This is a genomic window from Streptomyces sp. NPDC091272 (genome assembly GCF_044757485.1).
Taxonomy (GTDB): Bacteria; Actinomycetota; Actinomycetes; order Streptomycetales; family Streptomycetaceae; genus Streptomyces.
Genome location: NZ_JBIVVC010000015.1, coordinates 27,408 through 41,031 on the forward strand (window position 1 = coordinate 27,408; position 13,624 = coordinate 41,031).

A 13,624-nucleotide genomic window follows, 5' to 3' on the forward strand; every position below is an offset into this window, starting at 1 on the left:
CCCCGTGTGCGTTTTGCCGTTTGCCGTTTGCGGGTTGGGGCAGCCGTGGGCCGTTGGCCTTTGGCGGCCGCTTTGGGTGTTGGGGCCCCGCCGGATGATCCGGCGGGGCCCCTCCTCCGTGACTACGCGACTACGCGACTACGCGCACCTTCGCGCGCCCGCTCCACGCGCGGGCCGACGCTCAGGCCTTGCTGATCTCCCAGAAGCGGAAGACGGTCGAGCTGTCGAGGGTCCATTCCAGGCCCGCGACGTCGTTGTGGGCGACGGCGTACTGCTTGCCCTGCCACAGCGGGAGGATCGGTACGTCCTCGGCGACGATGTCCTGGAGCCGGCCGAACTCCTCGTTGGTGCTGCCACGGTCGGCGATGGCCGCCGCGCCGGGGAGGATGCGGTCGGTGATCTCGGGGTTCTCGTAGTGGTTGGAGAGGACGTTGCCCTTGCCGAAGAAGGGCTGGGTGAAGTTGTCGGGGTCCGGGTAGTCGGGGATCCAGCCCTTGACGTAGACGCCGTACTTCCCGGCGGCGATGTCCTTCTCGTACTGCTCCTGTCCGACGGACTTGACGTCGGCGTCGAAGAGGCCGCTGCGGTTGAGCTGCTGGGCCAGGGCCTGGAACTCCTGGACGGTGGCGGGGCCGTAGCGGGTGGGGGTGGCCCACAGGGTGAGCTTGACCTTGCCGGTGATGCCTTCTTCGCGCAGGGCCTGCTTGGCCTTCGCGGGCTGGGGCCGGCCGCCGTAACGGTTGAAGAAGGCGGTGTTGTGGCCGGCGACGCCGGCCGGGACGATCGAGTAGAGCGGCGTGGCGGTCGACCGGTAGACGTCGCGGACGAGGGCGCCCCGGTCGACGAGGTAGGCGATGGCGCGGCGGACGCCGGCCTTGCCCGCGACGGGGTCCTTCATGTTGAAGACCAGGTGGTGCACCTCGGCGCTGCTGCCTTCGACGGCTCCCAGGGGGTTGTCCCCGCTGATCGCGCTGGTCTCCGTGTCGGCGATCTCCTTGGCGTCGAGGCCGCGGTAGGCGAGGTCGATCTCGTTCTTGCGCAGCGACTCCCCCAGTGCCTTCTGGTCGCCGTGGAAGAGCTTGAGGGTCATGCCGGTGTTCTTGATCTTCGCGGTGCCGCGGTAGCCGCTGTTGACCGTGAAGACGGCCTGTCCCCCGTCGAAGGAGTCCAGCCGGTACGGTCCCGAGCCGATCGCCTTGTGGTCGGTGCGCAGCTTGTCGGCCGGGTATTCGCTGTGGTCGACGATGGAGCCCGCGCCGGAGGCGATCTTGCTGGGGAAGGTGGCGTCGGGGACCTTGAGGTGGAAGACGACGTGGTGGTCGTCGGGGGTGTCGATGCTCTTGATGGAGGAGAGCATGACGGCCGGTCCGGCGGCGTCGTTGATCTTCAGGGTGCGCTCGAAGGAGTACTTGACGTCCTTGGCGGTGAGCGCGTGGCCGTTGCTGAAGGTGAGGCCGCCGCGCAGGGTGCAGCGGTAGACGGTGCTGCCCGCGTCGAAGGCGCAGCTCTCGGCGGCCTCGGGGGCGGGTTCCGAGCTGCCCTTGGGGAAGGCCATGAGCGACTGGAAGACGTTGTTGAAGAGGAGCCAGGAGCCGGGGTCGTAGCCGGATGCCGGGTCGGTGGCCTTGATTTCGTCGGACATGCCCATGGTGACGGGTTTGCCGGTGCCGGTCGTGTTGCCGGGGTCGTCGCTGCTGCTGGTGTTGCCGCAGCCGACGAGGAGGCCGGCCGAGAGTCCGGCGGCGAGGGGGGCCGTCAGCCATGGCTTGCGTATCTGCACCGCTGTCTCAGATCTTTCGTGGGGGGCTTGGTCGTGCGCCGGGAAGGCCGTGGGTGGATCGGTCAGGCGACGCCGCGGGCGAGTTCCCAGAGCTGGAGGTCTGCGGCGAAGTTGACGGCCCATTCGGTGCCGGTGATGTCACTGCGGGCGGCGATGTACTGCTTGCCCTGCCACAGCGGGAGGATCGGTACGTCGTCGGCGACGAGGTCCTGGATCCGTTCGAAGGCGGGGGTGGCGGAGCCGCGCTGGGTCTGCCGACGGGACTGCGGGATCAGCTGGTTGCGGATCTCGTCGTTGACGTACGGGCTGTGCAGGAAGTTCTCCTCGTCCAGGAACGGCGCGACGTAGTTGTCGCCGTCCGTGAAGTCGGGGAACCAGCCCATGCCGTACACGGCGTACTTGCCGGCCTTCTGGTCGGGGCTGAAGGTGCTCCACTTGACGCCCTTGACGGAGACGTCGAAGAGCTTGGAGTCGTTGAGCTGCTTCTGCAGGACCTCGAACTCCTTCTTCGTCGCGGAGCCGTAGTGGTCGGTGGTGTACGTGAGGGTGAGCTTGACCGGCTTGGTGATGCCGGCGCCCCGGAGCAGTTTGGCGGCCTGCTGCGGGTCCGCCTTGGGGTACTTGTTGAAGAAGCTGTTCTTGTGACCGGTGATGGTCGTGGGGATCAAGGAGTACAGCGGCTCGGCGGTGGAGCCGTAGACCGACCTGGTGAGCGCGCTGCGGTCGACGATGTGCGCCATGGCCTGGCGCACCGCCTTGTTCTTGACCGCCGGGTCGGTGGTGTCGAAGCCCAGGTAGCGGATTTCGAGGCCGGGGAGCTCGACGAGCTTGACGTTCTGGTCCTGCGAGGCGGACATTCCGGCGATCTGCTCGGGCGTGATGGTGCGCGACATCATGTCGATCTCGCCGCTCTTGAGCGCCTTCTCCATGGTTTCGGAGTCGGCGAAGGAGCGGATCTCGACCTTGTCGTTCTTCAGCTCGATACCGCCCTTGTACAGGGGGTTCTTGGTGAAGACGGCCTTGGTGACGGACTGCCCCCTGGACTCGATGTCGACGGTGTAGGGGCCGGAGCCGGTCACCTCGAAGCCTGCCCTGACCTTGTCCGGGGCGTAGGCCTGGTTGTCGACGATCGAGCTGGCCGGGGTGGCGAGCTTGTACGGGAAGGTGGCGTCGGAGGTCTTGAGGTGGAAGACCACCTCGGCGTCGCCCTTGGCCTCGACCGCGTCGATGTTGGTGAGCAGGGAGACGGGGCCGTTCTTGTCCCTGATCTTCAGCGAGCGCTCGATGGAGAACTTCACGTCGGCGGCGTCCAGGGGCTTGCCGTCGGAGAACTTCAGCCCGGGGCGCAGCTTGCACCGGTAGCTGGTGTTCTCGGTGTCCGTGAAGGTGCACTCCCGGGCGGCCTCGGGGACGGGGCCGCCGCCGCCGCGCGGGACGCGCATCAGGGTCTGCAGGGACTGCCGCATGACGTTCCAGGCGCCGACGTCGTAGGCGTGGGCCGGGTCGAAGGGGGCCGGCCCTTCCGGGGTGGCCTCGAAGGTGTCCGTGGTGCCGACGACAATGGGCTTGTCGGCTGCGCCCCCGCTGTCCGAGCTGCCGCCGCAGGCGGCGAGTACGGGTGCGAGCAGGCCGACGAGCGCCGGCAGCACCAGAGTCTTGCGGTTCATCCTGGAAGTTCTCCCTCGACCGGCACTGCAATACATGCAGCTTTTGTACGAACACTTCGCCATTTTCCGCCTGTTGGGGCGGGCAGACCGGGCCGGATACCGAACCGCAGAGGGGCGCAGCGAAGTTCTCGCGTCGAGATTAGTGGGAATGTGGGGGCCGTCCGACCGGCGCGCGGCGAGGGTACCGGTACGCCGGAGTGCGGAATCTTTCGTACAGGACTTCACCAATCGGGACACAAGGGCATGTGAAACGGCCCACCGACCGGGGTTGTCGCGTGTGCGCACCCGGGCCGAGGGGCCGTCCCGTGACCAAACTCACCTCATGAATACTTGTACGGAGGTGTGAATTCCTAATAGGGAATCTCACGCCATACGCATGCTTCGCTCCCCTGTGTTCCCACTATCCGAAATATCGGCCAATAACCACGCTGGGTGTCCGGGTCAGTGCATTGCGGTAATCAGTGAGCGGAGAAAAGCGAGGTCGACCTCTTCGAGGGAGCCGACGACGACCCGGCCGTCCGCGGCGGCGATCGGCGCCACCGAAGGTACGGCGACCACCCGGCAGCCCGCCGCCTCCGCCGCCGCCACCCCGGTGGCGGTGTCCTCGACGACCGCGCATCTCGCGGGTTCGGCGCCGAGCCGTGCGGCGGCGTGGAGGTAGGGGTCGGGGTGCGGTTTGGTACGGGCGATCTCGTCGCCCGCGACCGTGAGGTCGAAGGTGTCCGGGCCGAACGATTCGAGGATCCGGTCGATGATGCGCCGGTGCGAGGCCGAGACGAGGGCGGTCGGGACGTCGTAGGCCCGGAGTTCGGCCAGCAGGCGGGCCGCCCCCGGCATCAGGGGTACGCCGCGGCCGATGCGTGCCTCGAAGCGGTCGTTCAGCAGCACGGTCACCTCGGGGAGGGTGATGTCGGCGCCGGTGGACTCGATGAGGAAGCCGGCGCTGCGGGTCATCGGCCCGCCGACGACCACGTCGCGCCAGGACTCGTCGAGTTGGTGCCCGAGGGCGGCGAAGACCTCCTTCTCGGCGTCCCACCAGAAGCCCTCGGTGTCCACGAGGGTTCCGTCCATGTCGAGGAGGACCGCCTGGAGCGCGGAGTCTTCTGCCGTCAAGGCACTGGGAGCGGGGACCGTACTGGTCATCCGGGCACACCTCCTGGGGACGAGAAGGCCGGTCGCCCTCTGCGGTGGAGAGAGCGACCGGCCTGCACTGGGCCGACCAGTGTACGTCCGGCCCGGTGAACACGCGTTCCCGTATGTGCGGACGGGTGATGAGCACGCCGAGGACGGTCAGCGCGCGTTGAAGTACTTCGCCTCCGGGTGATGGATGACGATCGCGTCGGTGGACTGCTCGGGGTGGAGCTGGAACTCCTCGGAGAGGTGCACGCCGATCCGCTCGGGCTCCAGGAGCTCGGCGATCTTGGCGCGGTCCTCCAGGTTCGGGCAGGCGCCGTAGCCGAGCGAGAAGCGCGCGCCGCGGTACTTCAGCGCGAACATGTCCTCGACGTCGGCGGGGTCCTCACCGGCGAAGCCGAGCTCGGAGCGGACCCGTGCGTGCCAGTACTCGGCCAGGGCCTCCGCCAACTGGACGGACAGGCCGTGCAGTTCGAGGTAGTCGCGGTAGGCGTTGGCCTCGAAGAGCTTGGCGGTCTCCTCGCCGATCCGCGAGCCGACGGTGACGACCTGGAGGCCGACCACGTCCACCTCGCCGGACTCCTCCGGACGGAAGAAGTCCGCCAGGCACAGCCGGCGGCCGCGGCGCTGGCGCGGGAAGGAGAAGCGGGTGCGCTCGGAACCGTCCTCGTGGAGCAGGATCAGGTCGTCGCCCTTGGAGACGCAGGGGAAGTAGCCGTGCACGACGGCCGCCTCCAGCAGGCCCTCGGTGTGCAGCTTGTCGAGCCAGCCGCGCAGGTGCGGGCGGCCCTCGCTCTCCACCAGTTCCTCGTACGACGGTCCGCCCTTGCGGGCTTCCTTGAGGCCCCACTGCCCCTTGAAGAGGGCCCCCTCGTCGAGCCAGGAGGCGTACTCCTTGAGCTGGATGCCCTTGACGACGCGGGTGCCCCAGAAGGGCGGCTCGGGGATCTTGTTGTCGGTGGCGGTGTCGGAGCGGACCGATCCCTCGGGCTCCTCCACCTCCAGGACGGCCGTGTTCTCCCGCTTGGGCACCCGGCGCTGCTTGAGCTCGGGGAGCACGGCGCCGGGCACCCCGCGCTTGACGCCGATGAGGGCGTCCATCAGGCGCAGGCCTTCGAAGGCGTCGCGGGCGTAGCGCACCTCGCCCTCGTAGATCTCGTGCAGGTCCTGTTCCACGTACGCCCTGGTCAGCGCGGCGCCACCGAGGATGACGGGGAAGTCGGCGGCCATCTTGCGCTGGTTGAGCTCCTCCAGGTTCTCCTTCATGATCACCGTGGACTTCACCAGCAGACCGGACATTCCGATGACGTCGGCGCGGTGTTCCTCGGCTGCCTCCAGGATCGCGGAGACGGGCTGCTTGATGCCGAGGTTGACGACGTTGTAGCCGTTGTTGGACAGGATGATGTCGACGAGGTTCTTGCCGATGTCGTGGACGTCACCGCGGACGGTGGCCAGCACGATGGTGCCCTTGCCGTCGGCGTCCGACTTCTCCATGTGCGGTTCGAGATGGGCCACTGCCGTCTTCATGACCTCGGCGGACTGGAGCACGAACGGCAGCTGCATCTGGCCGGAGCCGAACAGCTCACCGACCACCTTCATGCCTTCCAGCAGGGTGTCGTTGACGATGTCCAGGGCAGGCCGGGCGGTCAGCGCCTCGTCGAGATCGGCCTCCAGCCCGTTCTTCTCGCCGTCGATGATGCGGCGCTGCAGCCGCTCGTCCAGCGGGAGCGCCATCAGTTCCTCGGCCCGGCCCGCCTTCATCGACTTCATGTTGACGCCCTCGAAGAGCTCCATGAGCTTCTGCAGGGGGTCGTAGCCCTCGGCGCGGCGGTCGTGGATCAGGTCGAGTGCGACCTTGACCTGCTCCTCCTCAAGCCGGGCGATCGGCAGGATCTTGGAGGCGTGCACGATCGCGGAGTCGAGTCCGGCCTTGACGCACTCGTCGAGGAAGACGGAGTTGAGGATGACGCGGGCGGCCGGGTTGAGGCCGAAGGAGATGTTGGACAGGCCCAGGGTCGTCTGGACGTCGGGGTGGCGCCTCTTGAGCTCGCGGATCGCACCGATGGTGGCGATGCCGTCCCCCCGGGACTCCTCCTGGCCTGTGCAGATGGTGAAGGTCAGGACGTCGATGAGGATGTCCGACTCCTGCACCCCCCAGTTGCCGGTCAGATCCTCGATCAGCCGCTCGGCGATGGCCACCTTGTGCTCGACGGTACGGGCCTGGCCCTCCTCGTCGATGGTCAGCGCGATCAGGGCGGCGCCGTGCTCGGTGGCGAGGGCGGTGACCTTGGCGAAACGCGACTCGGGGCCGTCGCCGTCCTCGTAGTTGACCGAGTTGATGACCGCGCGCCCGCCGAGCATCTCCAGGCCTGCCTGGAGGACGGGGAGCTCGGTGGAGTCGAGGACGATGGGCAGGGTGGAGGCGGTGGCGAAGCGCCCGGCGAGTTCCTTCATGTCGGCGACGCCGTCGCGGCCCACGTAGTCGACGCAGAGGTCGAGCATGTGCGCGCCCTCGCGGATCTGGTCGCGGGCCATCTCCACGCAGTCGTCCCAGCGGGCGTCCAGCATGGCCTCGCGGAACTTCTTGGAGCCGTTGGCGTTCGTACGCTCCCCGATGGCCAGGTAGGAGGTGTCCTGGCGGAAGGGGACCGTCTGGTAGAGGGAGGCGGCGCCCGGCTCGGGGCGCGGCTCGCGGACCGTGGGGGTCAGGTCCCTGGTCCGTTCGACGACCTCGCGCAGGTGGGCGGGGGTGGTGCCGCAGCAGCCGCCGACGAGGGAGAGTCCGTAGTCCTTGACGAAGGCTTCCTGGGCGTCGGCGAGTCCTTCGGGGCCGAGCGGGAAGTGCGCGCCGTTCTTGGTCAGTACGGGCAGCCCGGCATTCGGCATGCACATCAGGGGCGTACGGGAGTGGCGGGCGAGGTAGCGCAGGTGCTCGCTCATCTCAGCGGGGCCGGTGGAGCAGTTGAGGCCGATGAAGTCGATGCCGAGGGGTTCCAGGGCGGTCAGGGCCGCGCCGATCTCGGAACCCAGGAGCATGACGCCGGTGGTCTCGAAGGCCAGGGAGCAGACCAGCGGCACGCTGACGCCGAGGGCGTCCATGGCGCGGCGGGCGCCGATGAGGGAGGACTTGGTCTGCAGGAGGTCCTGGGTGGTCTCGACGATCAGTGCGTCGGAGCCGCCGGCCAGGAGGCCCTCGGCGTTCTTCTGGTAGCCGTCGCGCAGGACGTCGTAGGTGGTGTGGCCGAGCGAGGGGAGCTTGGTGCCGGGGCCGATCGAGCCGAGCACCCAGCGCTGGCGGCCGTCCTGGGCCTGGAACTCGTCGGCGACCTCGCGGGCGATGCGCGCCCCGGACTCGGACAGCTCCACGATGCGGTGGGCGATGTCGTACTCGTTGGCGGCGGAGTGGTTGGCGCCGAAGGTGTTGGTCTCGACGCAGTCCACGCCGACCGCGAAGTACTCCTTGTGCACGTTGCGGACGATGTCGGGGCGCGTGATGTTGAGGACCTCGTTGCAGCCTTCGAGGTCCTGGAAGTCCTCAAGGGTGGGGTCCTGGGCCTGGAGCATCGTGCCCATCGCGCCGTCGGCCACCACTACGCGGGTGGCGAGCGCCTCGCGGAGGGCCTCGACTCGGGTGCGGGCGTCGGGGACGGAATTCGGCAACGAGGCCATGGATGTGCTCCCAGGGTTGCGACGGCTGTCGGCTTTGCGCCCGCCCAGGCGGCAGGCGCACCCGGTCAGGGTAGCGGGGCCGGTCCCCGGAGTGTGCAGGCGTCCCGGTCGGCGGACGGTGGCGCCGTGCCGGGGCGGCGGCGTCCGGTGGGGGGTCGGGCCGGGCGCCGGTGACAGGGGTCGGCAACGGCCGATACTGTTCAGCATTGCCGAACACAGCTCTTTTTGTCCGTGGGACTTCCGGTGTCCCACTTCCCAGCACCCAGTGGAGGTGATCGGGCGATGGCTCGCAATATCCAGTCGCTGGAGCGCGCGGCGGCCGTGCTGCGGCTGCTCGCGGGCGGCGAACGACGGCTGGGCCTGACGGAGGTGGCCGGTGCCCTCGGCCTGGCCAAGGGCACCGCGCACGGCATTCTGCGCACGCTGCAGCACGAGGGCTTCGTCGAGCAGGACCCGGCGTCCGGCCGCTACCAGCTGGGCGCGGAGCTGCTGCGGCTGGGCAACAGCTATCTGGACGTGCACGAGCTGCGGGCCCGCGCCCTGGTGTGGACGGACGACCTGGCGCGCTCCAGCGGCGAGAGCGTCTATCTGGGGGTGCTGCACCAGCAGGGCGTGCTGATCGTGCACCACGTCTTCCGGCCGGACGACAGCCGCCAGGTGCTGGAGGTGGGGGCCATGCAGCCGCTGCACAGCACCGCGCTGGGCAAGGTGCTCTCGGCGTACGACCCGGTGGCGCACACCGAGGCGGTGGAGGCGGGCCGGGAGCGGTTCACCCCGCGCACGCTGACGACGGCGGAGCAGTTCGAGGAGGTGCTCGATCTCACCCGGGCACGCGGCTGGGCGGCCGACGTGGAGGAGACCTGGGACGGCGTGGCGTCGATCGCGGCCCCGATCCACGACCGGCGGCGGATGCCGGTGGGCGCGGTCGGCGTCACGGGCGCCGTCGAACGGGTGCGTCCCGGCGGGGAGTTGAAGCCCGAGCTGGTGGCGGCGGTACGGGACTGCGCACGTGCGGTGTCGCGGGATCTGGGCGCCGGACGGTTCTGAGCGGCGCCGGCGGACGCGTCCGGGGCCGGCCGGGGCCGGGCGATCCCGGCTCGCGGAAACCCTTGACTCGCTGGTAACCGGGGTGAAAACTGCCGTTCATCGGTCGGCATTGTCGAACACCTGACGACATTGGAGTTAGGGTGGGACAAGCCGGGGAACCGACTGGGCCCTCAACGAGGGTCTGAACCTGGACGAAGGACAAAGGAGTCGCGGGTGTCCAGCCTCGACATCTTCACCGGCGAGACCATCGGTACCGCCGTACTCATCCTGCTGGGCGGTGGCGTGTGCGCGGCCGTCAGCCTGAAGCGCTCGAAGGCGCTCAACGCCGGCTGGGTCGCCGTCACCCTCGGGTGGGGCTTCGCCGTGATGACCGGCGCGTACATCTCCACCGGTCTCTCCGGCGCACACCTGAACCCCGCGGTGACCGTCGGCCTCGCGATCAAGGGCGACACCGAGTGGAGCAACCTTCCGGTCTACTTCGCCGGTCAGATCCTCGGCGCGATGATCGGTTCGCTGCTGGTGTGGGTCTCGTACTACGGACACTTCCGGGTGCACCTGGGCACGCCGGAGGCGGCGGAGCTGAAGGACGCGAACCCGGGCCAGGTGCACGGCGTGTTCTTCACCTCCCCCGAGGTCCGCAACCCCGTGCAGAACATGGCCACCGAGGTCATCGCCACCGTCGTGCTGGTGCTGGCGATCCTCACCCAGTCGAGCATTCCCGGTGTCTCCACCGGTGACCCCAAGGGCCCCGGTGTGATGGGCGCGCTGATCACCGCGTTCGTCGTCGTCGGCATCGGCCTGTCCCTCGGCGGGCCGACCGGCTACGCCATCAACCCGGTCCGTGACCTCGGTCCGCGCATCGTGCACGCTCTGCTCCCGCTGCCCAACAAGGGCGGCTCGGACTGGGGCTACGCCTGGATCCCCGTGCTCGGCCCTCTCGTCGGCGGCGCGCTCGCCGGCGGGATCTACCAGCTGGCTTTCGCCGCCTGATCCGGCAAGCTGCCGATCCGAACCACACCGAGACTTCTCAGGAGCACACCGTGAGCGACGCACACACCGCAGGACCGTTCATCGCGGCCATCGACCAGGGCACCACCTCCAGCCGCTGCATCGTCTTCGACAAGGACGGCCGGATCGTCTCCGTCGAGCAGAAGGAGCACGAGCAGATCTTCCCGAAGCCCGGCTGGGTCGAGCACGACGCGAACGAGATCTGGGAGAACGTCCAGGAGGTCGTCGCGGGGGCGGTCGTCAAGGCGGGCATCTCCGCGGCCGACGTCAAGGCGATCGGCATCACCAACCAGCGCGAGACCACGATGATGTGGGACAAGGCCACCGGTGAGCCCGTCCACAACGCCATCGTCTGGCAGGACACCCGCACCGACGCGCTGTGCAAGGAGCTCGGCCGCAACGTCGGCCAGGACCGCTTCCGCCGCGAGACCGGTCTGCCCCTGTCCAGCTACTTCGCCGGGCCCAAGATCCGCTGGCTGCTCGACAACGTCGAGGGGCTGCGCGAGCGTGCGGAGGCCGGCGAGATCCTCTTCGGCACCATGGACTCCTGGGTCATCTGGAACCTCACCGGCGGGGTGAACGGCGGCGTGCACGTCACGGACGTCACCAACGCCTCGCGCACCCTGCTGATGAACCTGCACAAGATGGCCTGGGACGACAAGATCCTTTCCTCCATGGACATCCCGGCCGCCGTCCTCCCGGAGATCAAGTCCTCCGCCGAGGTGTACGGGACCGCTGCCTCCGGTGTCCTGGCGGGCGTCCCGGTGGCGTCCGCGCTCGGCGACCAGCAGGCGGCCCTGTTCGGCCAGACCTGCTTCTCCGAGGGCGAGGCAAAGTCCACGTACGGCACCGGCACGTTCATGCTGATGAACACCGGCGAGGAGCCCGTCAACTCCTACAACGGCCTGCTGACCACCGTCGGCTACCGGATCGGCGACCAGAAGCCGGTCTACGCGCTGGAAGGTTCGATCGCCGTCACCGGGTCGCTGGTGCAGTGGATGCGCGACCAGATGGGCATGATCAAGACCGCGGCCGAGATCGAGACGCTGGCCTCCAGCGTCGAGGACAACGGCGGCGCGTACTTCGTGCCCGCGTTCTCCGGTCTGTTCGCCCCGTACTGGCGTTCCGACGCCCGCGGGGTCATCGCCGGTCTCACCCGGTACGTCACCCGGGCGCACATCGCGCGCGCCGTGCTGGAGGCGACCGCGTGGCAGACCCGTGAGATCACCGACGCCATGACCAAGGACTCCGGCGTAGAGCTGACGGCCCTCAAGGTCGACGGCGGCATGACCTCCAACAACCTGCTGATGCAGACCCTGTCGGACTTCCTGGACGCGCCCGTCGTCCGTCCGATGGTCGCCGAGACCACGTGTCTGGGCGCCGCCTACGCGGCCGGTCTCGCCGTTGGCTTCTGGTCGGGCACCGACGAACTGCGCGCCAACTGGCGCCGGGCCGCCGAGTGGACCCCCCGCATGGACGACGCGCAGCGCGACCGCGAGTACAAGAACTGGCTCAAGGCCGTCGAGCGCTCCATGGGCTGGCTCGACGAAGAAGAAGTCTAGAAGCGGCACCGCGGCGGACCGGACCGGGTCCGCCGCGGACCGCGCCACCTAGATCTGCACGAGAGATCTGAAGAGGAGCACGCACATGACCACCCTGCAGAGCGTCCCGGCCCCCGGGATGCGACCGGCCGACGGTTCCACAGCGAGCCGCGCCGAGACCCGGGAGCGGCTTTCCAAGGCGACGTACGACCTCCTGGTGATCGGCGGCGGCATCCTGGGCATCTCCACCGCCTGGCACGCCGCACAGTCCGGGCTGCGGGTGGCGCTGGTGGACGCCGGTGACTTCGCCGGCGCCACCTCTTCCGCCTCCTCCAAGCTGCTGCACGGCGGTCTGCGCTACCTGCAGACCGGTGCGGTCAAGCTGGTGGCGGAGAACCACTTCGAGCGGCGCGCGGTCTCCCGCGACGTGGCCCCGCACCTGGCCAACCCGCTGACCTTCTACCTCCCCGTCTACAAGGGCGGCCCGCACGGCGCGGCCAAGCTCGGGGCGGGCGTGTTCGCCTACTCCGCGCTCTCCGCCTTCGGCGACGGCGTCGGTCACGTCATCTCGCCCTCGCGTGCGGCGAAGGACGTGCCGGAGCTGAACACGGACAACCTGAAGGCCGTCGCGGTCTACGGCGACGACCAGATGAACGACTCCCGGATGGCGCTGATGACGGTCCGCGCGGCCGTCGAGGCCGGGGCGACCGTCCTCAACCACGCCGAGGTCAAGGGGCTGCGCTTCACGCACGGCCGGGTGACGGGCGCGGAGCTGGCGGACCGCACGGACGGCACCGAGTTCGGTGTCGACGCCCGACTGGTGCTCAACGCGACCGGCCCGTGGGTGGACCACCTGCGCAAGCTGGAGGACCCGGACTCGGCGCCCTCGATACGTCTCTCCAAGGGCGCGCACCTCGTCCTGAAGAGGACCTCGCCGTGGAACGCCGCGCTGGCCACGCCGATCGACAAGTACCGGATCACCTTCGCGCTGCCGTGGGAGGACCAGCTGCTGCTCGGCACCACCGACGAGGAGTACGAGGGCGACCCGGCGGACGTCGCCGTCAACGAGAAGGACATCACGCAGATCCTGGACGAGGCCGCGTTCTCGATCCGCGACCAGCAGCTGTCCCGGGACCTGATCACATACTCCTTCGCGGGTCTGCGGGTGCTGCCCGGCGGGCCGGGCGACACCTCGAAGGCCAAGCGGGAGACGGTCGTCACCGAGGGCCGCGGCGGCATGCTGTCGGTGGCGGGCGGCAAGTGGACGACCTTCCGGCACATCGGCCGCACCGTGATGAACAAGCTCGCCGCCCTGCCCGGCCACCCGCTGGGCGAGGACATGGAGCCGATCTCGCACCTGCCGAAGAAGCTGCCGCTGCCGGGCATCTCGAACCCGAACGCGGTCGCCCACCGGCTGCTGGTCGACGGCGGGACGCCAGGACCGCGGATGTCTCCCGAGACGGCCCGCCACCTGGCCACCCACTACGGCTCGCTGTCCTTCGACATCGCCCGTCTGGCGGCCGACGACCCGGCGCTGGCCGAGCGGATCCACCCGGACGCCCCGGAGATCTGGGCGCAGGTCGTGTACGCGCGCGACCACGAGTGGGCGGAGACCGCGGACGACGTGCTGCGCCGCCGCACCACCCTGACGATCCGGGGCCTGGCCACGGACGACGTACGGGCGAAGGTCGAGCGGGTGCTGAGCCGCGAGGCGTGAGCGGTACCCCTGCACGACGGCGGGCGGGCTCCTCGTGGGCCCGCCCGCCGTCGTACCCGGT

Annotated in this window: 8 protein-coding genes; 4 read left to right on the top strand and 4 right to left on the bottom strand. The window is 69.2% G+C overall.

Annotated features, from left to right (window positions below; all coding sequences use genetic code 11):
- Positions 1 to 181: 181 nt before the first annotated feature.
- The 4 genes from ACIQM4_RS30820 to metH form a co-directional block, all read right to left on the bottom strand.
- Positions 182 to 1,780: an ABC transporter substrate-binding protein gene (locus tag ACIQM4_RS30820; RefSeq protein WP_401598324.1), complete on the bottom strand. Its 1,599-nt coding sequence runs from the start codon at positions 1,778 to 1,780 to the stop codon at positions 182 to 184.
- Positions 1,781 to 1,842: 62 nt separating this feature from the next.
- A complete protein-coding gene (locus ACIQM4_RS30825; protein WP_401598325.1) occupies positions 1,843 to 3,447 on the bottom strand; it encodes an ABC transporter substrate-binding protein in 1,605 nt (534 codons plus the stop codon).
- Between the two features lie 441 nt (positions 3,448 to 3,888).
- Entirely contained in the window at positions 3,889 to 4,590 is a 702-nt protein-coding gene (locus ACIQM4_RS30830) for an HAD family hydrolase (RefSeq protein ID WP_401598327.1), read from the bottom strand.
- A gap of 147 nt (positions 4,591 to 4,737) precedes the next feature.
- On the bottom strand, positions 4,738 to 8,250 hold the full coding sequence (gene metH, locus ACIQM4_RS30835) for a methionine synthase (protein ID WP_401598329.1): 3,513 nt from the start codon (positions 8,248 to 8,250) through the stop codon (positions 4,738 to 4,740).
- A gap of 282 nt (positions 8,251 to 8,532) precedes the next feature.
- On the opposite strand from metH, the gene ACIQM4_RS30840 reads away from it, so the two are divergent.
- From ACIQM4_RS30840 to ACIQM4_RS30855, 4 genes are all read left to right on the top strand, one after another.
- Positions 8,533 to 9,297: an IclR family transcriptional regulator gene (locus ACIQM4_RS30840; protein ID WP_401598331.1), complete on the top strand. Its 765-nt coding sequence runs from the start codon at positions 8,533 to 8,535 to the stop codon at positions 9,295 to 9,297.
- 213 nt (positions 9,298 to 9,510) lie between these two features.
- Positions 9,511 to 10,287, top strand: coding sequence for an MIP/aquaporin family protein (locus ACIQM4_RS30845; RefSeq protein WP_401598333.1), 777 nt, complete (start codon positions 9,511 to 9,513; stop codon positions 10,285 to 10,287).
- Positions 10,288 to 10,337: 50 nt separating this feature from the next.
- Complete coding sequence (gene glpK, locus ACIQM4_RS30850; RefSeq protein WP_401598335.1) at positions 10,338 to 11,867, top strand: glycerol kinase GlpK; 1,530 nt, start codon at positions 10,338 to 10,340, stop codon at positions 11,865 to 11,867.
- 85 nt (positions 11,868 to 11,952) lie between these two features.
- Positions 11,953 to 13,563, top strand: a complete 1,611-nt coding sequence (locus tag ACIQM4_RS30855; RefSeq protein ID WP_401598337.1) for an FAD-dependent oxidoreductase — start codon at positions 11,953 to 11,955, stop codon at positions 13,561 to 13,563.
- Positions 13,564 to 13,624: the final 61 nt, after the last annotated feature.

What these genes read in the sequence shown, in the direction of transcription:
- ACIQM4_RS30855 (WP_401598337.1), top strand. Translation starts at nt 11,953, where the DNA reads ATGACCACCCTGCAGAGCGTCCCGGCCCCCGGGATGCGACCGGCCGAC.
- metH (WP_401598329.1), bottom strand. Translation starts at nt 8,250, where the DNA reads ATGGCCTCGTTGCCGAATTCCGTCCCCGACGCCCGCACCCGAGTCGAG.
- ACIQM4_RS30825 (WP_401598325.1), bottom strand. Translation starts at nt 3,447, where the DNA reads ATGAACCGCAAGACTCTGGTGCTGCCGGCGCTCGTCGGCCTGCTCGCA.
- ACIQM4_RS30840 (WP_401598331.1), top strand. Translation starts at nt 8,533, where the DNA reads ATGGCTCGCAATATCCAGTCGCTGGAGCGCGCGGCGGCCGTGCTGCGG.
- ACIQM4_RS30830 (WP_401598327.1), bottom strand. Translation starts at nt 4,590, where the DNA reads ATGACCAGTACGGTCCCCGCTCCCAGTGCCTTGACGGCAGAAGACTCC.